Origin of the sequence: Parageobacillus thermantarcticus, assembly GCF_900111865.1 — a bacterium.
In the GTDB taxonomy this organism is placed as follows: Bacteria; Bacillota; Bacilli; order Bacillales; family Anoxybacillaceae; genus Parageobacillus; species Parageobacillus thermantarcticus.
The window spans coordinates 17,503-42,579 of the sequence record NZ_FOJS01000013.1; the positions used below are offsets into that span (position 1 = coordinate 17,503).

Below are 25,077 nucleotides of genomic sequence, written 5' to 3' on the forward strand. Positions count from 1 at the left end.
TTGCTACAATAATATAGCGCATTTTACGTGACGATGGGAGAGGTTCGATGACGGTATTTCGTGATTTATTTTGGTTTTTTCGTCAGGAGAAAAAAGCATATATAACAGGAATTATTGTACTTTTGATCGTTGCTTTTTTCGAAACGATTCCGCCGAAAGTCATCGGAATTATGATTGATCATATAAAAGAAGGAACGATTACAAAAGCAATTCTCATTCGCTGGATGGTTACTTTGCTTGTTGTTGCCATCGTCCTATATGTATTGCGTTATTGGTGGCGCATTTTAATTTTTGGTTCGGCTGTGAAGTTATCGCGGCAGCTTCGCAATGAGCTGTACGCCCATTTTACGAAAATGTCGCCGTCTTTTTACCAACGGAAACGTATCGGTGATTTAATGGCACATGCGACAAACGATTTACAAGCAATTCAACAAACAGCCGGAAGCGGGATATTGACGCTTGTCGATTCATTAATGCTAGGCGGCTTCGTGCTGGCGACGATGGCGTTTACGATAAGCTGGAAATTAACGATCATTAGTTTATTGCCGATGCCGGTGATGGCGATTGCGACAAGCCGCTATGGCACGCTTCTGCATCAGCGGTTTTTAAAGGCGCAAGAAGCATTTTCTTCCTTAAACGATAAAGTACAAGAAAGCATAAGTGGAATTCGTGTCATAAAAGCGTTTGGCTATGAGCAAGACGACATTGAATCGTTTCGCAAGCAGTCAGAAGATGTCGTCTCGAAAAACGTGGCGGTTGCGAGAGTAGATGCTCTGTTTGACCCGACGATTTCATTGATTGTGGGCATTTCATTTTTCTTAGCAGTTACATTCGGTGCAAAAATGGTCATTGCTGGTGAATTAACCATCGGCGATCTCGTATCGTTTACAACGTATCTCGGTTTGTTGATTTGGCCGATGTTGGCGTTTGGCTGGCTGTTTAACATTGTCGAGCGCGGGCGGGCATCGTATGACCGTGTCCGAGCGCTGCTTGACGAGAAAGAGGAAATTCAAGAGGCGGAAAATGCGATTGCTGCCCCTCCAACAGGGGATATTGTTTACGATATTCAACAATTTACGTATCCGAATGAAGAAAAACCTGTTTTACGGAATATTCGCTTTCACTTACGGCGTGGTCAGACGCTTGGCATCGTCGGAAAAACAGGGGCAGGAAAGACGACGCTGCTTAAGCTATTGATTCGCGAGTTTGATCAATACGATGGGGAAATTCGTTTCGGAGATCACGAAATTAGCGAATATACGTTACATGCGCTTCGTTCGTCGATTGGCTATGTACCGCAAGACCATTTTTTGTTTTCTGCTACGGTGCGGGAAAATATTGCGTTTGCCTGCCCGGAAGCGAGTGAAGAAGATGTGATAAAAGCGGCAAAATTAGCGAATATTCACGAGGATATCGAACAGTTTGCCGACGGTTATGAAACGATTGTTGGGGAAAGAGGTGTTTCGCTTTCCGGCGGACAAAAGCAGCGCATTTCGATCGCGCGTGCTTTACTTTTAAATCCGGAAGTGCTTATTTTAGATGATTCGTTATCAGCGGTGGATGCTAAAACGGAAGAGCGGATTTTGACAGCTTTAAAAGAAAATCGCGCTGGAAAAACGACGATTATTACCGCACATCGGCTTAGCGCGATTCAGCACGCTGATTTAATTCTTGTGTTAGAAGAAGGGTGCATCGCGCAAATGGGAACACACGAAGAACTAATGAGAGAAGGCGGCTGGTACCGCAATATGTATGAACGGCAGCAGCTTGAGTCATTAGTGGAACAGGGAGGGCAAGTATGGAAAATAAATCGTTAACACCAAAAGAACAACGGCAAGTTTTATGGAGATTGTTATCGTACATGAAATTATACAAACAAGATACCATGCTTGCCTTTATATTGCTTGTGCTGGCAACGGCCGGAGAACTCATCGGACCGTATTTAGTGAAAATATTTATCGACGATTATTTAACACCGCAGCGCCTTGATTTTGAGCCACTATTTTGGCTTTCGGCAGCATATATCGGTGTTTTGCTCCTTAAAACGATCATTTCTTATTTTCAACTCGTTAAATTTCAAGAACTGGCGTTAAAGGTCATCCAGGCGCTAAGGATGGACGTGTTTACAAAAGTGCACCAGCTCGGGATGTGCTATTTTGATCAGACGCCAGGCGGCAGTATCGTATCGCGCGTGACGAACGATACGGAAGCGATCAAAGACATGTTCGTTAGTGTACTCGCCGCTTTTATTCAAAACGGTGTATTTGTGGTTGGCGTATTTATTGCGATGTTTTCGTTAAACGTACAACTCGCCGTATATTGTTTATTTATTTTGCCGGTTATTATTTGGATTATGAAATTGTATCGCCATTACAGTTCGATTTTTTATAGAGATATGCGTGAACGTCTCAGCCAATTAAATGCGAAACTAAACGAATCATTGCAGGGAATGGCCATTATCCAAGTGTTTCGCCAGCAAAAACGGCTTCGCGAAGAATTTGCGCAAATTAACAACAAACACTACGCTGCGGGCATGAAAAATATTAAAATCGACGGTTTGTTATTGCGTCCCGCGATCGATTTCGTTTACATCGTATCGATTATCGTTGTTCTTAGCTTTTTTGGAATTTCTGCAATGGAAAGCCCAGTGGAAATAGGGGTGCTGTATGCGTTTGTCAACTATTTGGAGCGTTTTTTCGAACCAGTGACGCAAATGATGATGCGCCTTTCCCTATACCAGCAGGCTATCGTTTCTGGCGCGCGCGTATTGGCGCTTCTTGATCATGAAGAGTTGGCGCCGAAGAACGTGGCAAAATCGAAAGCATCCATCACGGAAGGAAAAATTGAGTTTCGTGACGTTAGTTTTTCCTATGATGGAAAGCGTGATGTGCTCAGGCATATTTCATTTGTCGCTAAACCAGGAGAGACCGTTGCGCTTGTTGGTCATACCGGCAGCGGAAAAAGCTCGATTATTAATTTGTTAATGCGGTTTTACGAATTTGACCGCGGTGATATTCTCATTGATGGTGTATCGATTCGCGATTACACGAAGGAAGAGCTCCGTAAAAATATCGGCCTCGTGCTACAAGATCCATTTTTGTTTTATGGAACCATTAAAGACAACATTCGCATGTACAACCAATCGTTAACGGATGAACAGGTGAAAAATGCCGCTTGTTTCGTGCAAGCGGACTCGTTTATCGAAAAACTTCCGGACAAATACGATCACCAAGTAGTAGAAAGAGGATCTACTTTTTCTAGTGGGCAGCGGCAGTTAATTTCGTTTGCCCGAACTATTGCGGCAGATCCAAAAATACTTGTATTGGACGAAGCAACTGCTAATATCGACACAGAAACAGAAGAAGCGATTCAAGAAGCGCTGGCAAAAATGCGGAAAGGGCGGACGACGATTGCGATTGCCCACCGTCTTTCCACGATTCAAGATGCTGACCAAATTCTCGTCCTTCATCGCGGGAAAATTGTCGAGAAGGGGACGCATCAGGAGTTGCTGGCACAAAAAGGGTTATATTATAAAATGTATTTATTGCAAAACGGGTTAATAGATGTCGAAGAATAGCGTAAAAAGAAAAAGCGCCTCTCGTGTTACGGGCGAGGAGCGCTTTTTTGCTTATCGTTTTGTTGGTTATACATGTTTAAAAGCGAATCGAGCTCTCGACTCACTTGGATTGCAACAGCCGAGTTCAAGCCGTTTTTGGCGACTACTTCCATCAATTCCGTGCGCTTTTTTTCAATTAAAGTTAAAATTTCGTTGTTTAACACAGAGGAACAAGTCCTTTCTTTTCAAAATTGATATAGGTGTATTTTATACTATTTTACCAATAAATTCAAAAAAGAAAAATAGATAAGCTTAAACTTGAACATTTTGCTTTTTATGCACAATAATAAATGTGTGCCCCATTTTTCGTTGGTGTAGTATGGAAAATCGTGTAAAAACGATAGTGTTTTCCAATAGTCCAAGTTCACTGAATGGAAAATAGATTTTATGTTTTTTGTTGTAACGTGATGTAAAGGCAATCCGCTATTTGCCTCTGTTTGAAATTTTGGTAAAAAATAGAAATAATTAAGTTACATTTTATGAAGAAAGTGTGTTGTTCGTAGATTACTAATAGTTGTATTTTTGTTACAATAAAATAAAATTATGTAGGGGTTGGATTCAATGGCTGATGTCAATGTGTTTTTGGCTTTTGGTGCCGGCTTTTTATCATTTATTTCTCCGTGCTGCTTGCCTCTATACCCGGCGTTTTTGTCATATATTACTGGCGTATCGGTTAGTGAACTTAAGACGGAGAAGGCGATGATGCAGCGGCGGAGTTTATTGCATACACTATTTTTCTTGCTTGGGTTCTCTCTTATATTCGTTTCCATCGGCTTTGGAACATCGCTTGTCGGCAGATGGTTTAGCGAATACCAAGATCTTATTCGGCAAATTGGCGCGATTCTGATTATTATTTTCGGCCTTGTAATTGTCGGAATATGGAAGCCGGCTTTTTTAATGAAAGACCGCCGTCTTTCGTTTCAAGAGCGTCCTTCTGGCTATTTTGGCTCGATCATCATTGGTATGGCCTTTGCGGCTGGTTGGACGCCGTGCATGGGTCCGATTTTAGTGTCCGTTATTGCGCTAGCGGCGACAAACCCGAGTTCAGGCATGTTATATATGCTTGCCTATTCGCTAGGATTTGCTGTTCCGTTTTTTATCCTTTCGTTTTTTATCGGAAAGTTGCAATGGATTCGCCGGCATAGCGAAAAAATGGTGAAAATCGGTGGATATGTAATGATTACGATGGGAGTCGTTCTGTTTTTTGATTGGATGACAAAAATTATTGCGTACACGACGAGCATTTTTGGTGGATTTACTGGTTTTTAAATTAGATTTATTAAGGGGAGTTAAGGAGTTATGGCGAAAATTCTTATTGTTGATGATGCGAAATTTATGAGAATGACATTATCCAACATTTTGAAAAAGGCGAACCATGAAATTGTTGGAGAAGCGGAAAACGGGAAAGAAGCCGTGGAGTTATACCGAGTGCTAAAACCGGATATTGTCATCATGGACATTACGATGCCTGTGATGAATGGGCTCGAAGCGTTGCGCGCGATTAAACGAGAAGATGCGAATGCGAAAATCATCATGTGTTCGGCGATGGGACAGCAGCGCATGGTGGTGGAAGCGATCGAAGCGGGAGCGTCTGATTTTATCGTGAAACCGTTTGAAGAAAATCGTGTCATAGAAGCGGTGGCTCGTTTATTATCATAAACAATATTGGTATGAAACAATTGCTGCTTTTTGTTATAATACAATTGTCCAAAACTTAAATGAAGAGGATGATGCGCTTGGCAATCGCGAGTTCAATCATTGCAGTATTCATGGCATTGCTCATTTTGTTTGTGAGAATGAAAGCGTCGAAAAAGCCGACAAACGCCAAAAAAATTATTTTACCGCCGATATTTATGAGCACCGGAGCTTTGATGTTCATTGACCCGGTATTTCGCGTGACAAAAGGGGAACTTATCGAGGCGGTTGTATTAGGGTTGTTTTTTTCCATTTTTCTCATTAAAACGTCGAAATTTGAGATAAAAGACGGCGCTATTTATTTAAAGCGTTCGAAAGCGTTTATCTTCATTTTAGTCGGTTTGATTGCGATTCGAATCGGCTTAAAGTCATACTTAGGAAGAACGATTGACTATCGCCAGTTGAGCGGAATGTTTTATTTGCTTGCTTTTTCGATGATTGTTCCGTGGCGCATTGCGATGTATATCATGTATAAAAAGCTAGAGCGGCGCTTAAAATACCAATCGCCCATTTTGACAACATAGGAAAAAAGCGGGAGACGCATTCCCGCTTTTTTCTTTGTCGTTAAACTATATGACGAGAAGTCCAACTATTTGCTTTGCAGCAAATGTTCATAAGGGGTGATATTAATTTGTTTTTCCTTCAATGTCTTGATTAAAAATTTATGGTCGCGTTTTGGCGTTGCCATAATGTAGCCGCGAATAATTAAATCTCTTGTAATTCGCGAAGCGTTTTCTTGAAGCGCGAGTTCCCCGATTTTTCCAGCGATTTTTTGGCGGGCGACGTCGCGGAACAATTCCGGAACCGGCTTTACTAATTCTTCTAAAAGCGCTTTTTCTTCCTCGCCCCATAAATGCCGCGTCTGCTCAATATAATATTCCTGCCAGTCTAATTCCGATTTTCCGTCTTCTTTTGGCAGCCGTTTTAAAAATTTGCGGAACATAAAAAAACCGCCGATCGACATGATGACAAGCAAAAACACGGTCCAAAACAATATAAACCAAAGAAACCAACCTGTCAGCATCATTCCCACCTCAACGAATTCCAATCTATCCATCATTATTGCGAAAAAAGCGGTTTTTGGCAAGATAAGCGTATTTTTATCGCATTGTTACGAAAATGTAAAGTAAATGTAAAGAAGCGCCGCGATCCCTTGTATGTCAATGGTTCAGCGACGATTGTCACAAAAAAATGGAAATTATGACCAGTGATATCTATCTATAAACATGCTACTCTATTAAAGGCAAACGACAAAGAAAAAGCAACGTTGAGGTGGCTACGATGATTAGAAAAACGTTTGCGACACTTGCGGTAGTTTGCTGTATGGTTAGCGGATTTTCCTCCTATTCGACAAATGCCGCAACAACGTATACATACTATAAGGTGAAAAAAGGCGACACGCTTTTCAAGATTGCCAAAACATATAAAACGACAGTTTCAGCCTTGAAATCATTAAACCAGCGCAAAAGCGATGTTCTTATTGCCGGGGAAACGATCAAAGTGCCGCGGCTGGCGGTGAAATCTGTTGGGCAAAAGCAGAAGTTTTCTATTAGCGCTGAAGAACGAAAACTAATGGCGCAGCTTGTCCATGCGGAAACTGGCTTCAGCGAGCCGTTTGCGGGAAAAGTGGAAGTGGCGCTCGTTATTTTAAATCGCGTGAAGCATCCCGCTTTTCCAAAAACGATTAAAGGCGTCATTTATCAAAAAACAAGATCGGGCTACGCGTTTGTTCCTGTAAAAACGGGAAAACTAACGCGCATTCAGCCGACGAAACAAGATTATGCTGCGGTCGATCGAGCATTGGCGCTGTTTCCAAACGACCGCCGCGGTTCGTTGTACTTTTATAATCCAAAAATCACAAAAGATAAATGGATGCGATCAAGACCGGTAACGATCCGGATTGGGAATCATGTATTTGCGAAATAAACGGCGATTGCCCGCGGCTAGTGGGCAATCTTTTTTTAAAACGTGTATTTAAAAAAGCTTGTCCAGCAAAGTTTGGCAAAAAATATGTTCGTTTCAGCTAGTAGTTTCTTTCGTTTATCATGATCGTGTATCGGTTTGTATCGTTTGTGCTTTCGTCTTTACTTATATGGATTTCTAGTGTTGGAGCGGAAAAATAGGCGCAAATTTGTTTATGTTGAAGCGAAAACGGCAGAGGAACAATCCGCTGTTTATAAAATGCTTTTTCTTTATGAATTTGGATAATGATCGCGTTTGTTTCACATATAACGGCTAGTTGTTCTTTTAAACAGCCGGGAAGTTCCGCTTCTATAATGTAATGACTGTCTGTTTCAAAAACGTCAATGCGAAACGTCTTCTCATCTAACTCGCACGCAAACGATTCGCCGCATAACAAATCAAGCCACTTACGCAACTCATTTTGCTCAGTTTTTTTCCCGTTTTCCAAGAAATGCTCCCCCGCATTCCGAAATAATCTTACTGTTGTTTATTGTATGAATGAACACGGGAAAAGTTCGCGGCGGGAGCGGAAAACGATTTTTATTACATATCGTGGCTGGAATGATGTTTTTGCCGCGTGTGATTGCGGTTTTTTACTTTTTTGGACCCGCTTAGCGGTTCCGGCTGTCCGGGGTTGTCGCCTTTTGCCGCGTTTTTGCGCATGTCTGTGCTTGAGTTTTTATTAGTCATGTCCATTCCCCTCCTTTTGTTATTAGCATGCCGGCATCTTTCTTCATTATTCGCGGTATAATTCACGCCATGTTTGAAACGATAAGTAATGAATGACCGCCATTGACGAAGGAGGAAGGCAATCATGGCTTATCATAAAACGAAACAAGAAGCGTTTCAAGCGGCGCAAAAGGCAACGATGGAAGCGAAAGAATGGCACGATCATTTAGTGCGTGACCAAGCCGATTACGGCCATCAATTAAGCCATTTAAAGCAAGAGGTGAACGAAGCGTTTGCGCAAATTAACAACGCGCTTGAAGTCGCCTCGGAAAAACAGCGGATGCAGCTGGAAAAGTTTCGTAACGATTTGCAAGCGATTGTCGATGAAGTGAATGAAATACAATCATAAAGGGAATGTCATCATCCGACATTCCCTTTTGCTTGCGATGGAGAGACTAAGGCTATTGGTTCTTTTTTCTTTTCTTATTGTTTTGGCGCTGCGCTTCTGTCAGTGGTTCGTTGGAAAATTCTTCGTTATAGCCGGCTCCCATTCCTTGCGCGCTCGCCGCGTTCATGCTGGGAATGACGTGATTGGCTTTTCGTTTGCCCATTAATTTTCACCTCCGGTACTAGTTTGCGGCGGAAAAATAACTTTATGCTCCAGAAAAAGGGATAATATGACGAAACCTTCGAAATTCTATTTACAACTTACCTTTCTTTATAATAAGATAAAAGCGTACCAAATTTTACGGGTGTTGGGAGAATTCGTGCTATTTTTTCGACTTTGTTGCGAAAAAATAGTATAGTATGTAATGAGGGGGTAATACATATGGCAAAACAAGACGTTTTCAACGCCCGCTCTTCATTTGAAGTAAACGGTAAAAAATACAACTATTACCGTTTGCAAGCGCTTGAAGAAGCAGGGATCGGCAACATCTCCCGTTTACCGTACTCGATTAAAATATTGCTAGAATCGGTACTTCGGCAAGTAGACGGACGTGTCATCACAAAAGAGCATGTCGAAAACCTTGCCAAATGGGGAACGCCGGAGATAAAAGACATCGATGTCCCGTTTAAGCCGTCGCGTGTTATTTTACAAGACTTCACTGGCGTACCAGCCGTCGTTGACTTGGCGTCGATGCGCAAAGCGATGGCGGATATGGGCGGAGATCCATATGAAATCAATCCAGAAATCCCGGTTGATCTCGTTATCGACCACTCTGTGCAAGTCGATAGAGCCGGGACGGACGATGCGCTAGAATACAACATGAACTTAGAGTTTCAGCGCAACGCGGAGCGCTACAAATTTTTAAAATGGGCGCAGAAAGCGTTTAACAATTATCGCGCTGTTCCGCCGGCAACTGGAATTGTTCACCAAGTAAACTTAGAATATTTGGCGAATGTCGTTCATACGGTGGAAGGAGAAAACGGCGAATACGAAGCGTTTCCAGACACTCTAGTTGGCACGGACTCCCATACGACAATGATTAACGGCCTTGGTGTTCTCGGCTGGGGAGTCGGTGGAATTGAAGCGGAAGCTGGCATGCTTGGACAACCTTCCTACTTCCCAGTGCCGGAAGTGATCGGCGTTCGTTTAACCGGAAAACTGCCAAATGGCACGACGGCGACGGACCTTGCTTTAAAAGTAACGCAAGTGCTTCGTAAAAAAGGCGTTGTCGGCAAATTCGTCGAGTTCTTCGGACCGGGAGTGGCGACATTGCCGCTTGCAGACCGCGCGACGATTGCGAACATGGCGCCGGAATACGGTGCGACATGCGGCTTCTTCCCAGTGGATGCGGAAGCGCTTGACTATTTGCGCTTAACCGGCCGTGACGAGCATCATGTGCAAGTGGTGGAAGCATATTGCAAAGCAAACGGTCTGTTCTACACGCCGGATGCTCCAGAACCTGTGTTTACAGATGTCGTTGAAATTAACTTGTCCGAAATTGAAACGAACTTGTCTGGACCGAAACGTCCGCAAGACTTAATTCCGCTTTCGAAAATGAAACAATCGTTCCGTGAAGCGGTAAAAGCGCCGCAAGGCAACCAAGGCTTCGGCTTAACGGAAGCGGATCTTAATAAAGAAATTACCGTAACGTTAAACGGCGAAGAAGTCAAAATGAAAACAGGCGCCGTTGTCATCGCCGCGATTACAAGCTGTACGAACACTTCGAACCCGTATGTATTGATCGCGGCTGGCTTATTGGCGAAAAAAGCGGTAGAAAAAGGATTGCAAGTTCCGAAATATGTAAAAACATCGCTCGCGCCAGGTTCGAAAGTCGTAACCGGTTATTTGCGCGATTCCGGATTGCTTCCATATCTTGAAAAACTCGGCTTTAACATCGTCGGCTACGGTTGTACGACATGTATCGGTAACTCTGGACCGCTTGCGCCAGAGCTGGAAAAAGCGATTGCGGAAAACGATTTGCTTGTGACAAGCGTGCTTTCCGGAAACCGTAACTTTGAAGGTCGGATCCATCCATTAGTAAAAGGTAACTACTTGGCGTCGCCGCCGCTTGTCGTCGCATATGCGCTAGCAGGTACGGTTGACATTGACTTGTTAAACGATCCGATCGGCAAAGATAAAGATGGCAATGACGTATACTTCAGCGATATTTGGCCGTCGATGGAAGAAGTCAAAGAAGTTGTCAAACAAGCGGTTGACCCAGAGTTGTTCCGCAAAGAATATGAGCGCGTGTTCGACGGAAATCCGCGCTGGAATGCAATTGAAACGACGGATGAACCGCTTTATCAATGGGATGAAAACTCGACATACATCCAAAATCCGCCGTTCTTTGAAGGATTGTCGCCAGACGTGCGCAAAGTCGAACCGCTTAAAGGTTTGCGCGTCATTGGCAAATTCGGCGATTCTGTCACAACCGACCATATTTCGCCAGCCGGAGCGATCGGCAAAAACACGCCAGCTGGCCAATATCTCATCTCAAAAGGCGTCGAGCCGAAAGACTTCAACTCTTACGGATCTCGCCGCGGCAACCATGAAGTGATGATGCGCGGTACGTTTGCGAACATTCGCATTCGCAACCAAATCGCCCCTGGCACAGAAGGCGGCTATACGACTTACTGGCCGACAGGCGAAGTCACGACGATTTACGATGCGTGCATGAAATACAAACAAGACGGCACGGGACTTGTCGTTATTGCCGGCAAAGATTACGGAATGGGAAGCTCCCGCGACTGGGCGGCAAAAGGAACGTTCTTGCTTGGCATTAAAACGGTCATCGCGGAAAGCTTTGAGCGCATTCACCGTTCAAACCTTGTGCTCATGGGCGTATTGCCGCTGCAATTTAAAGAAGGGGAAAACGCAGAAACGCTTGGCTTAACCGGCAAGGAAGTGTTTGATGTGCATATTGACGAAAACGTCAAACCGCGCGACCTTGTCAAAGTGACAGCGACAAATCCAGATACGGGCGAGAAAAAAGAATTTGAAGTCATCGTCCGCTTCGACAGCGAAGTCGAAATCGACTACTATCGCCATGGCGGAATTTTGCCGATGGTATTGCGCGAAAAACTCGCAAAAGCGAAAAAATAATCGAAACATAACAAAGCAGGCTCTTGAGAAGAAGAGCCTGCTTTATTTTTATTTTGTATTCGCTTTTTTTGCCGCGTTTTCTAGTTTGCTTTTCGGATCCGGAGTGAATGATGCGTCTTGACCGAATCCTTGTGGATTGACTCCTGGGGCTTTTGTCCCGCGATTTTTGCCGCCATTCTTCGCCATCGCGCTCACCTCCGAATATAGTATCTCCGTTAGCGCGCAAAATATAAAAAACACTAACAAGCGCCCTTAATCCAAACACGGCAAAGGTTCAGTGCGTTATGCGCCGTTTCGCGCGCCACCATTTTTCCGATAGGAACGAAGTGGGAAGTTCCGCGAAAATCATTCCGCACAAAATGCCGATGCAGCCGATGATCGCGGAAGCGGTTAGCCGTTCTCCCGCCCATATGTACGCGGTAATCGCCGCAAATACCGGTTCCATCGCAAAAATAAGGGCGACGCGAGTGGCCGTCGTGTATTTTTGAAAGTTTGTTTGAATGAAAAACGCCGCTGTTGTCGCAAGCAACGATGTAATGAGAAGCGCCGTCCATACTTCTCGCTTTTGCAAAATCGCCGCATTCCATATTTGCGTTTCGTCTTCAAAAAGAAACGCGAAAATCGTACACATTACCGCGACGGTGAAAATTTGCGTCATTGTTAATAACATGGACGAATAGCGCGCCGAATATTTATCAGTCACAATAATGTGCATCGCAAACGAAATCGCGCAAAAAAAGACAAAGACATCTCCGCGGTTGAATGACCAACTGCCGTCGCCAATCGTTAAAAAATAGAGGCCGGCTGCCGCCATCACCGTACCAATGATGGCATTGGCCGATGGTTTTTGTTTGAGAAAAAGAAAAGAAAATAACGGAACGAGCACGACGTTGAGCCCGGTAATAAATCCTGCTTTTGACGAAGTCGTATACAACAAGCCGATCGTTTGCAACGCATAGCCGCTAAACAGCCAAAGCCCCATCCATATACCGGCGCGGATCAGCGGCAACGTATAATGGCGAAAAAGGGAGCGGTGGAAAATAACAAGCCATATAAATAAAAACAACCATGCTAGACTAAAGCGAACCGCATTAAAAGAAAGCGGCTCAAGAAAAGCGATCGCGTTTTGCACAACGACAAATGTTGCCCCCCAGACGAACGTGACGGCAAGAAGGCTGGCGTCAGCTACCCATCGTTTTTTCAAGCCAATCCCCCCCGTTTGACTCGCTTTGCTTCATTTTTCATGCGATCGAACAGTAGTGTACCATAATTTACCGAAAAAGAACATACTTTTTTGCAAAAATGCAAGGCGGAAAACACGTACAAAAACATTGATACAGCGGGAAAATTTGCATAGTAATAGATAATAAAGAAAAATCAAGTTCGATTGCAGCTCAGTATTGGGGATCAAGTCCGCGAAATTGTGTAAAAACAAAACGGCAAAAAACGATTTTATTTTCCCGTAAATCCAAGTTTACTGTACTGGTAATGGAATTTTACACAATAAACAGGACTTGACCACACTTGAATCGTCGAAAACCAAAATCGTGTTTTGCTGTTTTTTACATCATTTTCAAGAAATAATCAAAAATCGTTGCTTCACATGTTTTTTTCACTATATTGTATAATAAAAATGAAAGTATAGGTTGTACACGGAATTGATGACGGAAGGGTGACGATGGCTTGGACGTCATGATCCAGTGGACGTATATGACACCGAAAAAGCGCGAAGTGGTGCTTACTTCCGATTTTTTACCTGCTGATGAAGCGCTTCGGTTGGCAGAAGATTTTGAAAAAACGGGCCGCGTCAAAAAACTGTGTTTTATTGACGACAATCATGTCGTGTGGTCGAAAAAAGAATTAAACAAGCTGTTAAAAGAAATGGAAACAGAACCGCATGATATCATCGCTTATTTTGATGGCGGTTTTGATAATGAAACGTCGCAGGCTGGGGTTGGGGTAGTGGTTTACTATAAACAAAACAACGGACAATATCGGCTTCGCGCCAACCGCCAGCTTGATGCGTTAAAGTCGAATAACGAAGCGGAATACGCCGCGTTTTGGTTTTTAATGCAAACGCTTGAGGAACTCGGCGTCCATCATTTGCCGGTCATTTTCCGCGGCGATTCGCACGTTGTCCTGAAGCAGCTATCCGGTGATTGGCCGTGTTTGGAAGACGACTATAACGCATGGTTGGACCGCATTGAAGAAAAGATGAACGAACTGGGAATTCAGCCAATTTATGAGCCGATTTCACGCAAACAAAATAAAGAGGCCGATCAGCTTGCTCGTCAGGCGTTAGAAGGGCAAACGATTACCAGCATGATGGAACTTACGGAGAAAGGGTAGGCATAAAATGAGAGAGAAAAAAGCAAACAAACGAAAAGAAATATTAGATAAACTGAACGAGTTGCATCAAACGTATTGCGAAGGCTGCTTTTTAAAGAGCACGTTTCGAAAAGAATACGGCAAAACGTACGCGCAGTCTTTTTGCATTAACCAATGCACGGTTGGCGAGAAAATGCGGCAGTACGGAGCCATGTTGCTGGCGACGACTTCCCGTTCGACAAAATAGCTGGAAAAGGGACTTCACAAAGAAAGGAAGCCCCTTTTTTTAACGCGTTGTTCAGCGCAACGCTTCGTTTAATTGGTGTTCGGCATTGGCAAGCTTCTGCTCATAATGCGATAAAAATTCTTCATCGACGCCAGTTGCTTGCCGGCGGGCGCGGGAAAGCTGGGCATGAGCGTTGGCGACGGCTTGTTTGGCGCCTTCAAGCATGTCTTTGTCCAAGCCCATCGTCGCCTGACCAACCATTTTTTCCGCTGCTTTGACAAACATTTCTACTTGTTTTAAGTCGTTATAACCGGAATGAATACCGCGTTCCATTCGGCAAACACCTCCTAGCGAATAGTGTCTGCCGAATGTCAGGAAATATGCGCATAAAAAAGCAAAAAGGCTGACAGTGCGCCAGCCTTTTTGTTCCGCTTACGTTCTTTACGTCCTTTTCGTTTATATCAACGAACGCTTTATAATTTTACAACGTTAGCAGCTTGAGGTCCACGGTTTCCTTGCACAATTTCAAAAGAAACTTCTTGGCCTTCTTCTAAAGTTTTGAACCCTTCACCTTGGATCGCTGTGAAGTGAACGAATACGTCAGACCCGCCTTCCACTTCGATAAAACCATAACCTTTCTCATTGTTAAACCATTTTACTTTACCGCGTTGCATAATACTGAATTCCTCCTAATACCTTTAGCCTTTAGGCTAACTTAAAGATTTTTTATCAAATAACGGAATATACTTCACAGCAATCTAAGGTGGACAAACACGCTGAATGCTTGAAATATATTCTGTTATATGATGACTTTACTATACACTAATGTAAGGGCATCGTCAAGAAAAAGAAGATGAAATTCAGAAAAAAATTACAAAATGTTGAAGAAGAACCGTCAAATAGTTTGTGTAGACAGCGAAAAAGTAAGAATGTATGGAAGAAAGTTGCCATACACTGAATAGTAGGAACGCAAAGGGGGATGGGCGTGATGTACCGCGGAAAAATCGCGGGTAAAGAGGTGATCGTTCGTTTAGGAAATAAGGTGAGCCGACGGTATTTTTCCGACAACAAAATTTACAACATGGTTCTTTCCTACGGGGAAACGGCGTTTAAAAAAGGGCAAGAAACGTTTTGTATTTATAATGACCGCGTTGGTTTGATCGTGGCAGAAGTCGAAAACCGCGATATTCCAATCATCCGCATTGATTACATTATTGAAAATGAAAACGTGTATGAATAATAGTTGACAAACGTGAAAGGATGCTATATAACCTTACTGTGTGAGCGGCGTTGGCGCAATTATAGCAAAAACAGACTTTTGCCGAAAATAAGGCGCAAGTCTGTTTATTTTTATGGGCAAATATTGAAACAAACTTTCTTTTTGCGTCGTACTATATGATGGTGGAATGAAAAGCATAAAGATAAGAGGTGTATCGTATGTTGTTGCGCAAAATGATGTCAAGACTCGGAGTCGGATCGGCGTATGTCGATTTGATTTTAAATAAAACCGTATTTCAACCGGGAGAATGCATCGAAGGGATTCTTCATATTCGCGGCGGCACGGTGGAACAAAAAATTGAAAAACTGGATGTCGAATTTGTCCAAAAAACGCTGCGCGATCGGAAAGAAGTCGATACGGTCATCGCGACGATTCCGATTGCGGGATCGTTTTTAATCGAGGCGGGGCAAAAAAAAGAAATACCGTTTACGTATCAAATACCAGATTCACTTCCGCCTTCGCAGCCCGGCGTTTCGTATCGGTTTATTACCCGCTTGGATATTGAAGATGCGGTCGATACGCTAGACTTTGACTATATTCAAATTTTGCCGAAATAAAAATGGCGAAAAACCTATTGACAACGCTTACATTTTTGTTTATCCTATAGTCAAGTTAATAATTGTGGCGGAGATGTCGGAGACCCACACATTATTCCCTTTTGCGATGAGGGAAGATGTGTGGGTTTTTGTCTTTTCCGACACGAAGCAAAGGACGCCGTTTCCCTCCGGAGGGATAAACTCAAACGGTTACAAAAGCGAATGATAAGGGGGATAAAGGATGACGCCGTTTGTGGCTGAAGTTGTCGGCACCGCGTTGCTTATTATTTTCGGCGGCGGAGTTTGCGCGGGTGTTAACTTAAAAAAATCGTTTGCGCAAAATTCCGGCTGGATCGTGATTACAATGGGATGGGGGCTGGCTGTAGCGGTAGCGGTATACGCGGTCGGCCAATTTAGCGGAGCACATTTGAACCCGGCGTTGACGCTTGCTTTAGCGTTGAACGGTGATTTTCCATGGGCGGATGTGCCGAAATACATTGTTGCGCAACTGCTTGGCGCAATGATCGGCGCCGTCGTCGTGTACCTTCATTATTTGCCGCACTGGCAAGAAACAGATGACCCTAGCGTAAAGCTTGGCGTATTTGCGACAAGTCCGGCTGTTCCAAACTATTTTGCGAACTTAATAAGTGAAATAATCGGCACATTTGTATTAGTGCTTGGTGTTTTAGCAATCGGTGCAAATCGATTTGCCGACGGTCTAAACCCGTTCATCGTCGGGTTTCTTATTGTCGCCATTGGCCTTTCCCTCGGCGGCACGACGGGGTATGCCATCAACCCCGCGCGCGATTTAGGCCCGCGCATCGCCCATTTTCTGCTTCCGATACCGGGAAAAGGGCCGTCTAATTGGTCTTACGCATGGGTTCCGGTTGTCGGACCGATTCTTGGCGGTTCATTTGGCGGGTTGTTTTATAAAGCTGTCTTTCTCGGAAAAGTGATGCCTGCCTTTTGGTATGTGCTTATTGCCATCGTAGCGGTGCTTGCGCTTGCGTTTATTTGGCAAGGAAAAACTTCGAATAGTTATCGTAAACCGAAAAATGTTTTAATGTAATTAGGGGGAGGAATGGATGATGGAGAAATACATTTTATCGCTTGACCAAGGAACGACAAGTTCGCGCGCGATTTTGTTCAATCAGAAAGGAGAAATCGTTCATATTTCGCAGCGGGAGTTTACGCAATATTTTCCAAAGCCGGGCTGGGTTGAACACAATGCGAATGAAATTTGGGGATCGATTTTGGCGGTCATTGCCACCGTCTTGTCAGAGACATCGATCAAGCCGGAACAAGTAGCGGCGATCGGCATTACGAACCAGCGGGAAACGACGGTCGTATGGGACAAACATACAGGATTGCCGATTTATAACGCAATCGTTTGGCAATCGCGGCAAACGGCCGATATTTGCGAACAGTTGAAACAACAAGGATATGATGACTTGTTCCGCGAGAAGACCGGTTTATTAATTGATCCTTATTTTTCCGGAACAAAAGTAAAATGGATTTTGGACAACGTGGAAGGAGCTCGCGAAAAAGCGGAAAAAGGGGATTTATTGTTCGGTACAATTGACACATGGCTGATTTGGAAGCTTTCTGGCGGACGCGCGCATGTGACAGATTATTCCAACGCTTCGCGGACGCTTTTGTTTAATATTCATACATTGCAGTGGGATGAAGAAATTTTAACGATTTTAGGCATTCCGAAGTCGATGCTTCCAGAAGTGCGTCCGTCTTCGGAAGTGTACGCCAAAACGATACCACATCATTTTTTTGGCGTCGAAGTGCCAATCGCCGGAGCGGCCGGCGACCAGCAAGCGGCGCTGTTTGGGCAAGCGTGCTTTGAGGAAGGAATGGCGAAAAACACATACGGAACTGGCTGCTTTATGCTGATGAACACAGGTGAAAAAGCGGTGCAGTCGAAACACGGGCTGTTGACGACGATCGCATGGGGGATCGATGGGAAAGTCGAATACGCGTTAGAAGGAAGCATTTTTGTCGCTGGATCGGCGATTCAATGGCTTCGCGACGGGCTGCGCATGATTAAGCAGGCGTCAGATAGTGAAACGTACGCGGAAAAAGTCGATTCCACCGATGGCGTTTATGTTGTGCCGGCGTTTGTCGGTCTCGGAACCCCGTATTGGGACAGCGATGTGCGCGGCGCCGTATTTGGCTTGACGCGTGGGACGACGAAAGAACATTTCATTCGCGCAACATTAGAATCGCTTGCATACCAAACAAAAGACGTATTAACAGCGATGGAAGCCGATTCTGGCATCGCGTTAAAAACGTTGCGCGTTGACGGCGGGGCGGTGAAAAACAATTTTTTAATGCAATTCCAAAGCGATATGCTCGGCGTTCCGGTAGAGCGCCCGGTCATCAACGAAACGACGGCGCTTGGCGCGGCATATTTAGCCGGCCTTGCTGTCGGCTATTGGAAAGACCGGAAAGAAATCGCCACGCAATGGCAATTGGAACGCCAATTCGAACCGAAAATGGCAAAAGAGAAGCAGGAAAAGCTATATAACGGTTGGAAAAAAGCTGTGAAAGCCGCCATGGCGTTTAAGTAAAATGCGAAAAAGAGGCCTCTTCCAAAAAGGAAGGGCCTCCTTTTCTTTATCACATATAGGACGCTTTTTTCGTAAAGGGATTTTTATAAAGGCAACTTCTGAAACTATGTAAAAAACAGCAAAAAGCGTTTTTTGGCGACAAAGTTCACTGGCTATACAAGTGGAAATGTGTACAATCTCTGTTGCCGCTGTATCGACTAGTTTCATAACAATAGTGAATAACCATTATCGACATGTGATCGCCGCTTAATGTTATTTTTGTCGAAAAAGTAGAATAATGACGTATATTTTATAGTGCCATGTGGCGTTTTTGAAAATGTTTCGCTATTCTACAATGAAAAGCGGTGCACTTTCTAAATATAAAATAAAACTATGTGCTAAATAATCAATAAAAACAAGAAAAAATAAATACAACTCAAGGAGCGGTGGGGACATCGCCGAGCCGCTGGCGAAGTTTTATATGCAATGCTGGAAAGACGTTGGCTTGAATGTGCAGCTAGTCGACGGCCGTTTGGCCGAATTCAATTCGTTCTATGACATGGTTGAAAAAGATAACCCGAAAGTTGATGTGTTCGCTGCCGCATGGTATACAGGAACCGATGTGGACCCGTATGGATTATATGGACGTGATGTGATGTTTAACTATTCTCGATGGGTGAACGAGAAAAATGATGAATTGTTAGAAAAAGGACATTCCGAGCAAGCATTCGATAAAGAATACCGCAAGAAAATTTACAACGAATGGCAAGCGTTAATGAATGAAGAGGTGCCAGTAATTCCGACGCTATACCGCTCGATCATTTATGCGGTCAACAACCGCGTGAAAAACTTTACCGTTGACCCTAGCTCGAAATTAACTTGGAAAGATGTCGGTGTCACTTCGGAAAAGCCGGAAGTGGCGCAATAACAAAAAAGAAGGGAGAGCGCTTTTGCTCTCTCTTTTCATGTAGTGGAAAAAATGATTGTCATCACAAAGGTGCCATGATAAGATAAGACATATTGCGGGCCGTATTTTCTCAATCTTAAAAATAATAAAAAAGGAGAGAAACATGATGGCGGTAAAAAAATTCGAACATGTTGGCATTCAAGTCAAAGATATCGAAACATCAAAAAAATTTTATCAAGATGTGATCGGTTTGGAATTGCTTCATGAAATGACACATACAAATGGTTCGATGAAACTGGCATTTTTAGGATTAAACGGTTCTGTCATTGTCGAATTAATCGAAGGATACAATCCGGATTTGCCGACAGAAGGAAAGGTGCATCACGTTGCGTTTACGGTAGAAGGAATTGAACAAGAAAAAGAACGGCTTCAATCGCTTGGTGTCCCGCTTGTATGGGAAGATATTACGACGCTGCCAAACGGTGCGAAATATTTGTTTTTCCTTGGTCCTGATGGCGAATGGATCGAATTTTACGAGCCGGCAAAATGAGAAAAAACGAAAAGGTTAGGCATCGGTGCGGGCTGAGAGTGAGCGGCGAGAGGAAGCGGTACCGCGGAAGCGAAGCGGCGCAGCCGATCGCGCTAAGGCGAGACATAAGGAAAGACGGAGATATTTATAAAAACCGCTCTGTTCGAAACGGAAACAGAGCGGTTTTTTCATGACGTTTCGGCAATCGATGGAAATTTGCGGAATACCCATTTCAAAACATTCGGCACGACAATAATGACGAGAAGAAACCGTACAAATTGCAAGGAGCTGACAATCGCCGGGTCTCCCCCGACTGATTGCGCCGTTAATACCATTTCCACAAGCCCTCCTGGCGCAAGGCTTAACAGCGCGGTTGCCAGCGGGAGATTCGTTAATTTCGCAAACAAATAGCCGCATCCGAACGAAAGGGCAATCAGCACTAGTGCGAGCAAGAAATATACCCAGCCGAATTTTCCGCCAAGCTTAATATCTTCTAACGTAATGCGGTCTCCCATGTTCATTCCGACGCTGATTTGCGCCAAAATAATCAACCATGCGGGCAGTGACGGCAAGTTTACTCCGGCTACATGCATCGCTGCCGTTACGATGAGTGGCCCGACGACATATGCCGCCGGAATGACGTTCCGCAAAAGAAGCGCCCCGAAAATGCTTAATAAAAACCAAGCGTAATGGCCATCGGAAGAAGTCGCTGCCGCTTGAGCGGTCGCGCCGCTTGCCGCCGAATCGCCGTTTAACCAATAAACGACGATGGACGGCACAAGAAAAACGACCGTTAATAAACGAATCGTCTGAAAAATCGTCACTAAAGCGGTGTTCGCGTTTAACGACTCGCTTGCGGCGACCATTTCCGACAGCCCACCGGGAACCGATGCAAACACGCTCGTCACTTTATCAATATGCGTCCATTTCGTGACGGCGATACTATTAAAAATATTAATGACAATTAATAAAGCAGCTACAGCAAGGAAAGGAAAAATATACGGGGCGATCGTCGCCAACGTTTCCTTTGTAAAAGATAGCCCGAAATACGTCCCTAACACGATAAGTCCGCTGTTGGATAACGCTTTTGGCGCTGCCACCTTTCGCTTGACAACCGTTTTCCATAGGAGCATTCCTGTAATCGCTCCGAGCATCCACGGGATGGGGGAATGGAGATGATAAAACAGCAAACCCGTCAATCCCGCGACGATATATGTTTCCAAAACTTTCATAGCTGCATCCCTTTCCATTCTCTGTAAGTCAATTATATTGTAAAAGAAAAGAAGCGGAATGGAAAGAGAAATGCTTATACTTCTTTTTGCATGATTAACTTCGTGGCTTTGTGTAACAAGAAACGGCACAAAGCGTTTTTATTTTCCGTAGATTGAAGATTTTTGGACTGAAAGTGAAATGTTGTGCAATAATTAGTACTTAATCTTTTTGTTGTTGCATCGCGTAAGTATTATGAAATTTCAAAATTTGTAAATCATAAGCAAAAACCTAGAAAATCAATCGAATTTATTATATTATTAAATGCGTCAAAATAAAAAAGGAGGAAGATAAATTGGATATTGCGGTAAAAAAACAAGCGGATGTACAAGCCAAACAAGAAACAAACACCCCGAAAAATCCGACTTCGTTTATTATCACGGTAGCGTTAGTCGTATTGATCGGGGGCGCTTTGTTTTTATATAACCGCGTTTCTTGGCAGCAAGCGCTGTTGTATTTGTTAGGAGCGTTTGGCGGTTTTGTGTTGTATCAAGCGCATTTCGGTTTTACGTCCGCTTGGCGGAAATTTATTTTGTATCGCCAAGGGGAAGGGATTCGCGCGCAAATGATCATGATGCTAGTGGCGAGCGTTTTCTTCATGCCGCTATTGTTGAAAGGTTCGATATTCGGTCACGCGGTTGCGGGAAATGTTCATGATGTCGGCATTTCTGTCATCGTCGGTGCGTTTATTTTCGGGATCGGCATGCAGCTTGGCGATGGCTGCGCGTCCGGCACGCTGTATCATATCGGCGGCGGCGATACGAACGGCATCGTTACCTTAATCGGGTTTATCGCCGGCTCGGTCATCGCGACGACCCATTTTGATTTTTGGATGAACACGCCGCATCTAGCGCCGATTTCGCTTATCCACCAGCTTGGCGCTGTCGGAGGATTTCTCCTTCAACTGGCGCTGTTGGCGCTCGTCTATTACGTTGTGACCGTCATCGAAAAACGCCGCCACGGCAAACTAATTTCGACGGAAATTGAGAACAAAAACGGCTGGAAAGCGATTTATAAAGGTCCATGGTCGCTTCTTGTCGGCGCGATTTTACTTGCAGTCATGAACACGTTAGTCTTAATCGTTGGCGGCAAGCCGTGGGGCATTACTTCCGCGTTCGCTCTTTGGGGGGCGAAGTTCGTCCAATTGTTCGGCGTCGACCCGACACAATGGGCGTATTGGCAAGACCCGGCGAAATTGAACGCGCTCAAAAGCCCATTATACCAAGATGTGACAACAGTGATGGATATCAGCTTAATGTTTGGCGCGCTGCTTGCTGCGGCGTTTGCGGGCCGATACGCCAAACCGATTCAATGGAGACGCCCGTCGCGCATGACGATCGGCGCCCTCATCGGCGGTTTGTTGATGGGCTACGGCGCCCGCCTTGCGTTTGGCTGCAATATCGGCGCGTACTTCAGCGGCATTGCCTCCTTCAGCGTTCATGGCTGGATTTGGTTTGTTTTTGCCTTTCTTGGAAGCATCATCGGTGTCAAACTGCGTCCGTATTGCGCTTATAAAAACTAAAAAAATAGAAAAAAGGGGAAGCCGTTTTGGTCTTCCCCTTTTTTTGCTAGCTGATCCTCTAGTTTTACGATCATAAAAACGATATGTGAATTAGCCGCATTGATTTTGCAGTACTTTGAATGATTGATGCATAGCCAAATTGCAGAAAATTCTGTTCTTAGTCAGTCAATTAAATGACTAGAAAACAACTCTCTCTTTTGCTATTTTTTTATTCTTTTGGTGAAAAATCGAGATAATTAAGAATGGGAAGCGGAAAAGTTTTAATTTGCACACTAATTTCTTAATGAGCCCTTGACTGTCATCAAAATAGACGAAGAGCTTTCTTTTTTCGTAATTTTCGTGATTTAATCACCACGTGCCGTTGAAAAGAGTTTTCGTACATATCATAATATGTTATAATCTTGTAATAAAATATGACATTAAGGGTGATATTTTCTATGTTTGTATTAAAACATTTGTTAAAAAAGGAAGAAAATAAAAATATCCATCATCCATCTTCGCGGAATGATCGACATGCTGCGGGACAAATCGAAGTCGCGGCCGATCAGTTGAAAGGAATTATCGAACAAATGAAATTGGCGGCGGTTTCCTTAAATCAAACATCCGCGTCAAGCAAACAGAGTACGATCGAACTGATGCGCCACCTTGAAGAGACGGTGAAAGACACGCTGCAAGTATCGGAAAAAATGAGAATGATTGAATCGTCCGCCTTAAAAATTTCTGCGGCTTCGCAAGAAATTCACTCGAGCAGCCAATTGTTTTATGAAGAATTGGTTCATTCGTGGAACGCGCTAAAAAAGCTGCAAGATGAAATGGAGCAATTGCGCGAAAGCCATCGCGTTTTGCTGCAGCAAATGGATAGCTTGGTGAACCGCTCGCAAAAAATCAATCAAATTCTTTCGACGATCGGTTCTATTTCACAACGAACGAGCATTCTTGCGTTAAACGCCAGCATTGAAGCGGCAAGGGCAGGAGAGCACGGAAAAGGCTTTTCGGTCGTGGCGAATGAAGTGGGGAAATTGGCCGGCCAAACGTCAAAAGCCGTTGAACAAACGCGGGAAATTTTGTCCGTTATACAAAAAGAAATCGCCTCGACAACAGGCATGGTGAAGAAAGAAACCGAACAAATCGAAAACGGTTCAAAGGAAATGATAAACGTCCTTGGCATTTTGGATTCGTTTAAAGATAAGTTAAGCGATATCACCGCGATGGTATCCGATTCGGCGCAAGCGGTGGACGCACAAACAGACAGCGTCCAAAAAATCGCGGTCTTATTGGAGACGATTTCCAACATGGCGATGGAAAATAAGGAATACGCGCGTAAAGTCGCGTTAGACATGGATCATCAGCACCAAAACGTCGAGCAAATCATGTCCATCAACGACGCTTTAGAAAAAACGTCCAATGAACTGCAAAGCCTTATCAAAAACGATGAAGCCAGCGTTGCCATTCATGTCGATGAAACGGTCATTGGCAATACAAAAAAAGAGCTTTTCCGTCTTCTTCAATCCCGCCCGCTATATGAGATGGATCAACAACAACATAAAAAATTTCTCGATGAATTTTTGCAATCACATCCGCATGTTGAAGCAATATGGTCCAACAAATTAGACGGGACGTTCGTTTACTCTAATCCTCCTGCGGGCCTTGTGAATGCGAAAGCGCGTCCATGGTTTATGGAAGCAAGCAAAGGCCGGACGTATGTTTCCGATATTTACACTTCCGCTTTGACAAAACGTCCTTGCATCACGATTTCGTCCCCGATTTTCCATCATGAACAAATCGTTGGGGTGATTGGAGTGGATGTATCTGTCCAAGTTGTAGATCGCTAGATATCAAGGAAAATATCATGTCAAATGTTTTTTTGCAGTGATGAAGTCCGGGAATTCGTATAAAAAGAAACGGCAAAAAGCAGTTATGTTCCCAAGACTTAAATTCGCTGGACGGAAAACGGATCTTACACAATAATCAGAACTTGGGTTTGTGCATCTTGCCGTTATTTAAGTGTTATATAGGAAAAAAAGAGCGGGGGAGGGATCCAATTTTTTAATAGAACTTGAAACATGGTACAATTTGAAATTTCACGGTCTCAATGGCTTCATTTACTAAGAATAACTGCGCACCGTCACTCGGTGGAATATATAAAAGAAATCCGCCATGTTTACATAAATATTCTTAAACAGCCAAAAGAATGGGAAACCTACTACAAGCGCGCCGTCGTTCCGCGCCAAAGCCGGCTTCCTGCACTTTTGGACGAGCGGAATAAGCGGAGAGAGGGGACATCTATTAGCTTTTTTCATATTGCTTGTCGTAAAAAGACTGGCTTCCTTATTGCTATCGCTGAAACGCGGGAAAGGAAAGCCAGTTTCTTTTTTAACCAGTTTTTAGAATATTTTTACAAAAAATTCATATCGATGAAAGAGAACATTCA

27 protein-coding genes and 1 pseudogene are annotated in these 25,077 nt (G+C 44.0%); 18 read left to right on the plus strand and 10 right to left on the minus strand.

Annotated elements, in window-relative coordinates:
* The first annotated feature begins 47 nt into the window (after positions 1 to 47).
* Both BM278_RS08505 and BM278_RS08510 read left to right on the plus strand, forming a co-directional pair.
* A complete protein-coding gene (locus BM278_RS08505) occupies positions 48 to 1,817 on the plus strand; it encodes an ABC transporter transmembrane domain-containing protein (protein WP_090948958.1) in 1,770 nt (589 codons plus the stop codon).
* Complete coding sequence (locus BM278_RS08510) at positions 1,799 to 3,577, plus strand: ABC transporter ATP-binding protein (RefSeq protein ID WP_090948960.1); 1,779 nt, start codon at positions 1,799 to 1,801, stop codon at positions 3,575 to 3,577. The genes BM278_RS08505 and BM278_RS08510 overlap by 19 nt, the downstream gene beginning before the upstream one ends.
* A 26-nt stretch (positions 3,578 to 3,603) precedes the next feature.
* On the opposite strand, the gene BM278_RS08515 is transcribed toward BM278_RS08510, so the two are convergent.
* Positions 3,604 to 3,780 carry an aspartyl-phosphate phosphatase Spo0E family protein gene (locus tag BM278_RS08515; RefSeq protein ID WP_090948961.1) on the minus strand — a complete coding sequence of 59 codons (177 nt, stop codon included), beginning with the start codon at positions 3,778 to 3,780 and terminating at the stop codon, positions 3,604 to 3,606.
* Positions 3,781 to 4,177: 397 nt separating this feature from the next.
* Between BM278_RS08515 and BM278_RS08520 the strand changes: the two genes are divergently transcribed.
* From BM278_RS08520 to BM278_RS08530, 3 genes are all read left to right on the plus strand, one after another.
* Positions 4,178 to 4,885, plus strand: a complete 708-nt coding sequence (locus tag BM278_RS08520) for a cytochrome c biogenesis CcdA family protein (protein ID WP_090948964.1) — start codon at positions 4,178 to 4,180, stop codon at positions 4,883 to 4,885.
* A gap of 30 nt (positions 4,886 to 4,915) precedes the next feature.
* On the plus strand, positions 4,916 to 5,275 hold the full coding sequence (locus BM278_RS08525; RefSeq protein WP_090948965.1) for a response regulator: 360 nt from the start codon (positions 4,916 to 4,918) through the stop codon (positions 5,273 to 5,275).
* Between the two features lie 71 nt (positions 5,276 to 5,346).
* Positions 5,347 to 5,835 (plus strand): CcdC family protein, encoded by a 489-nt coding sequence (locus tag BM278_RS08530; protein WP_425272971.1) that lies wholly within the window; start codon positions 5,347 to 5,349, stop codon positions 5,833 to 5,835.
* A gap of 65 nt (positions 5,836 to 5,900) precedes the next feature.
* Here BM278_RS08530 and BM278_RS08535 read toward each other — a convergent pair whose 3' ends face one another.
* Positions 5,901 to 6,335: a DUF2621 domain-containing protein gene (locus BM278_RS08535; RefSeq protein WP_090948967.1), complete on the minus strand. Its 435-nt coding sequence runs from the start codon at positions 6,333 to 6,335 to the stop codon at positions 5,901 to 5,903.
* Positions 6,336 to 6,592: 257 nt separating this feature from the next.
* Between BM278_RS08535 and BM278_RS08540 the strand changes: the two genes are divergently transcribed.
* Positions 6,593 to 7,237 (plus strand): cell wall hydrolase, encoded by a 645-nt coding sequence (locus BM278_RS08540; protein ID WP_090948968.1) that lies wholly within the window; start codon positions 6,593 to 6,595, stop codon positions 7,235 to 7,237.
* Positions 7,238 to 7,334: 97 nt separating this feature from the next.
* On the opposite strand, the gene BM278_RS08545 is transcribed toward BM278_RS08540, so the two are convergent.
* Both BM278_RS08545 and BM278_RS08550 read right to left on the minus strand, forming a co-directional pair.
* Entirely contained in the window at positions 7,335 to 7,721 is a 387-nt protein-coding gene (locus BM278_RS08545) for an Hsp20/alpha crystallin family protein (protein ID WP_090948970.1), read from the minus strand.
* Positions 7,722 to 7,816: 95 nt separating this feature from the next.
* Entirely contained in the window at positions 7,817 to 7,963 is a 147-nt protein-coding gene (locus tag BM278_RS08550) for a small acid-soluble spore protein P (protein ID WP_090948972.1), read from the minus strand.
* Positions 7,964 to 8,087: 124 nt separating this feature from the next.
* Between BM278_RS08550 and BM278_RS08555 the strand changes: the two genes are divergently transcribed.
* Positions 8,088 to 8,351 carry a hypothetical protein gene (locus tag BM278_RS08555; protein ID WP_090948973.1) on the plus strand — a complete coding sequence of 88 codons (264 nt, stop codon included), beginning with the start codon at positions 8,088 to 8,090 and terminating at the stop codon, positions 8,349 to 8,351.
* Positions 8,352 to 8,403: 52 nt separating this feature from the next.
* On the opposite strand, the gene sspO is transcribed toward BM278_RS08555, so the two are convergent.
* Entirely contained in the window at positions 8,404 to 8,553 is a 150-nt protein-coding gene (sspO, locus tag BM278_RS08560) for a small acid-soluble spore protein O (RefSeq protein WP_090948975.1), read from the minus strand.
* Positions 8,554 to 8,771: 218 nt separating this feature from the next.
* Between sspO and acnA the strand changes: the two genes are divergently transcribed.
* Positions 8,772 to 11,492, plus strand: a complete 2,721-nt coding sequence (gene acnA, locus BM278_RS08565) for an aconitate hydratase AcnA (protein ID WP_090948977.1) — start codon at positions 8,772 to 8,774, stop codon at positions 11,490 to 11,492.
* Between the two features lie 48 nt (positions 11,493 to 11,540).
* Here acnA and sspL read toward each other — a convergent pair whose 3' ends face one another.
* Together sspL and BM278_RS08575 are read right to left on the minus strand one after the other, a co-directional pair.
* On the minus strand, positions 11,541 to 11,678 hold the full coding sequence (gene sspL / locus BM278_RS08570; RefSeq protein WP_090948978.1) for a small, acid-soluble spore protein L: 138 nt from the start codon (positions 11,676 to 11,678) through the stop codon (positions 11,541 to 11,543).
* 88 nt (positions 11,679 to 11,766) lie between these two features.
* Positions 11,767 to 12,696 carry a DMT family transporter gene (locus BM278_RS08575; protein ID WP_090948980.1) on the minus strand — a complete coding sequence of 310 codons (930 nt, stop codon included), beginning with the start codon at positions 12,694 to 12,696 and terminating at the stop codon, positions 11,767 to 11,769.
* Between the two features lie 479 nt (positions 12,697 to 13,175).
* Between BM278_RS08575 and BM278_RS08580 the strand changes: the two genes are divergently transcribed.
* Together BM278_RS08580 and BM278_RS08585 are read left to right on the plus strand one after the other, a co-directional pair.
* The gene (locus BM278_RS08580; protein ID WP_090948981.1) at positions 13,176 to 13,841 is read left to right on the plus strand and encodes a ribonuclease H family protein; all 666 of its coding nucleotides are present in this window, start codon (positions 13,176 to 13,178) and stop codon (positions 13,839 to 13,841) included.
* Positions 13,842 to 13,848: 7 nt separating this feature from the next.
* Entirely contained in the window at positions 13,849 to 14,067 is a 219-nt protein-coding gene (locus BM278_RS08585; protein ID WP_064550896.1) for a zinc-finger domain-containing protein, read from the plus strand.
* Between the two features lie 51 nt (positions 14,068 to 14,118).
* Here BM278_RS08585 and BM278_RS08590 read toward each other — a convergent pair whose 3' ends face one another.
* Both BM278_RS08590 and cspD read right to left on the minus strand, forming a co-directional pair.
* A complete protein-coding gene (locus BM278_RS08590; RefSeq protein ID WP_090948983.1) occupies positions 14,119 to 14,379 on the minus strand; it encodes a DUF2564 family protein in 261 nt (86 codons plus the stop codon).
* Positions 14,380 to 14,519: 140 nt separating this feature from the next.
* Positions 14,520 to 14,720 carry a cold-shock protein CspD gene (gene cspD / locus BM278_RS08595; RefSeq protein WP_003251474.1) on the minus strand — a complete coding sequence of 67 codons (201 nt, stop codon included), beginning with the start codon at positions 14,718 to 14,720 and terminating at the stop codon, positions 14,520 to 14,522.
* 314 nt (positions 14,721 to 15,034) lie between these two features.
* Between cspD and BM278_RS08600 the strand changes: the two genes are divergently transcribed.
* The 6 genes and pseudogenes from BM278_RS08600 (at position 15,035) to BM278_RS08625 (ending at position 19,876) form a co-directional block, all read left to right on the plus strand.
* On the plus strand, positions 15,035 to 15,286 hold the full coding sequence (locus BM278_RS08600; RefSeq protein WP_090948984.1) for a hypothetical protein: 252 nt from the start codon (positions 15,035 to 15,037) through the stop codon (positions 15,284 to 15,286).
* A gap of 197 nt (positions 15,287 to 15,483) precedes the next feature.
* On the plus strand, positions 15,484 to 15,882 hold the full coding sequence (locus tag BM278_RS08605; RefSeq protein WP_090948985.1) for a sporulation protein: 399 nt from the start codon (positions 15,484 to 15,486) through the stop codon (positions 15,880 to 15,882).
* A gap of 220 nt (positions 15,883 to 16,102) precedes the next feature.
* Complete coding sequence (locus tag BM278_RS08610) at positions 16,103 to 16,930, plus strand: MIP/aquaporin family protein (protein WP_090948987.1); 828 nt, start codon at positions 16,103 to 16,105, stop codon at positions 16,928 to 16,930.
* Between the two features lie 19 nt (positions 16,931 to 16,949).
* The gene (glpK, locus tag BM278_RS08615) at positions 16,950 to 18,440 is read left to right on the plus strand and encodes a glycerol kinase GlpK (protein ID WP_090949020.1); all 1,491 of its coding nucleotides are present in this window, start codon (positions 16,950 to 16,952) and stop codon (positions 18,438 to 18,440) included.
* A gap of 418 nt (positions 18,441 to 18,858) precedes the next feature.
* A pseudogene (locus BM278_RS08620) lies at positions 18,859 to 19,347 on the plus strand (oligopeptide ABC transporter substrate-binding protein); the annotation flags it as partial.
* Positions 19,348 to 19,492: 145 nt separating this feature from the next.
* On the plus strand, positions 19,493 to 19,876 hold the full coding sequence (locus BM278_RS08625; protein WP_090948988.1) for a VOC family protein: 384 nt from the start codon (positions 19,493 to 19,495) through the stop codon (positions 19,874 to 19,876).
* Positions 19,877 to 20,043: 167 nt separating this feature from the next.
* Here the strand turns inward: BM278_RS08625 and BM278_RS08630 are convergent, their stop codons facing one another.
* Complete coding sequence (locus BM278_RS08630) at positions 20,044 to 21,087, minus strand: AbrB family transcriptional regulator (protein WP_090948990.1); 1,044 nt, start codon at positions 21,085 to 21,087, stop codon at positions 20,044 to 20,046.
* 332 nt (positions 21,088 to 21,419) lie between these two features.
* Here BM278_RS08630 and BM278_RS08635 point away from each other — a divergent pair, with 332 nt between their 5' ends.
* On the plus strand, positions 21,420 to 22,646 hold the full coding sequence (locus tag BM278_RS08635; protein WP_090948991.1) for a YeeE/YedE family protein: 1,227 nt from the start codon (positions 21,420 to 21,422) through the stop codon (positions 22,644 to 22,646).
* Positions 22,647 to 23,083: 437 nt separating this feature from the next.
* Positions 23,084 to 24,478 carry a methyl-accepting chemotaxis protein gene (locus BM278_RS08640; protein WP_090948993.1) on the plus strand — a complete coding sequence of 465 codons (1,395 nt, stop codon included), beginning with the start codon at positions 23,084 to 23,086 and terminating at the stop codon, positions 24,476 to 24,478.
* Positions 24,479 to 25,077: the final 599 nt, after the last annotated feature.

Bases quoted from the DNA above. Each gene is read 5' to 3' on its own strand.
- cspD (WP_003251474.1), bottom strand. From the start codon at position 14,720: ATGCAACGCGGTAAAGTAAAATGGTTTAACAATGAGAAAGGTTATGGT.
- glpK (WP_090949020.1), top strand. From the start codon at position 16,950: ATGGAGAAATACATTTTATCGCTTGACCAAGGAACGACAAGTTCGCGC.
- BM278_RS08525 (WP_090948965.1), top strand. From the start codon at position 4,916: ATGGCGAAAATTCTTATTGTTGATGATGCGAAATTTATGAGAATGACA.
- BM278_RS08520 (WP_090948964.1), top strand. From the start codon at position 4,178: ATGGCTGATGTCAATGTGTTTTTGGCTTTTGGTGCCGGCTTTTTATCA.
- BM278_RS08535 (WP_090948967.1), bottom strand. From the start codon at position 6,335: ATGCTGACAGGTTGGTTTCTTTGGTTTATATTGTTTTGGACCGTGTTT.
- BM278_RS08590 (WP_090948983.1), bottom strand. From the start codon at position 14,379: ATGGAACGCGGTATTCATTCCGGTTATAACGACTTAAAACAAGTAGAA.
- BM278_RS08550 (WP_090948972.1), bottom strand. From the start codon at position 7,963: ATGACTAATAAAAACTCAAGCACAGACATGCGCAAAAACGCGGCAAAA.
- BM278_RS08530 (WP_425272971.1), top strand. From the start codon at position 5,347: ATGCGCTTGGCAATCGCGAGTTCAATCATTGCAGTATTCATGGCATTG.
- BM278_RS08585 (WP_064550896.1), top strand. From the start codon at position 13,849: ATGAGAGAGAAAAAAGCAAACAAACGAAAAGAAATATTAGATAAACTG.
- BM278_RS08625 (WP_090948988.1), top strand. From the start codon at position 19,493: ATGGCGGTAAAAAAATTCGAACATGTTGGCATTCAAGTCAAAGATATC.
- BM278_RS08540 (WP_090948968.1), top strand. From the start codon at position 6,593: ATGATTAGAAAAACGTTTGCGACACTTGCGGTAGTTTGCTGTATGGTT.
- BM278_RS08600 (WP_090948984.1), top strand. From the start codon at position 15,035: ATGTACCGCGGAAAAATCGCGGGTAAAGAGGTGATCGTTCGTTTAGGA.
- BM278_RS08510 (WP_090948960.1), top strand. From the start codon at position 1,799: ATGGAAAATAAATCGTTAACACCAAAAGAACAACGGCAAGTTTTATGG.
- BM278_RS08640 (WP_090948993.1), top strand. From the start codon at position 23,084: ATGTTTGTATTAAAACATTTGTTAAAAAAGGAAGAAAATAAAAATATC.
- BM278_RS08630 (WP_090948990.1), bottom strand. From the start codon at position 21,087: ATGAAAGTTTTGGAAACATATATCGTCGCGGGATTGACGGGTTTGCTG.
- sspL (WP_090948978.1), bottom strand. From the start codon at position 11,678: ATGGCGAAGAATGGCGGCAAAAATCGCGGGACAAAAGCCCCAGGAGTC.
- BM278_RS08555 (WP_090948973.1), top strand. From the start codon at position 8,088: ATGGCTTATCATAAAACGAAACAAGAAGCGTTTCAAGCGGCGCAAAAG.
- acnA (WP_090948977.1), top strand. From the start codon at position 8,772: ATGGCAAAACAAGACGTTTTCAACGCCCGCTCTTCATTTGAAGTAAAC.
- BM278_RS08610 (WP_090948987.1), top strand. From the start codon at position 16,103: ATGACGCCGTTTGTGGCTGAAGTTGTCGGCACCGCGTTGCTTATTATT.
- BM278_RS08505 (WP_090948958.1), top strand. From the start codon at position 48: ATGACGGTATTTCGTGATTTATTTTGGTTTTTTCGTCAGGAGAAAAAA.
- sspO (WP_090948975.1), bottom strand. From the start codon at position 8,553: ATGGGCAAACGAAAAGCCAATCACGTCATTCCCAGCATGAACGCGGCG.
- BM278_RS08605 (WP_090948985.1), top strand. From the start codon at position 15,484: ATGTTGTTGCGCAAAATGATGTCAAGACTCGGAGTCGGATCGGCGTAT.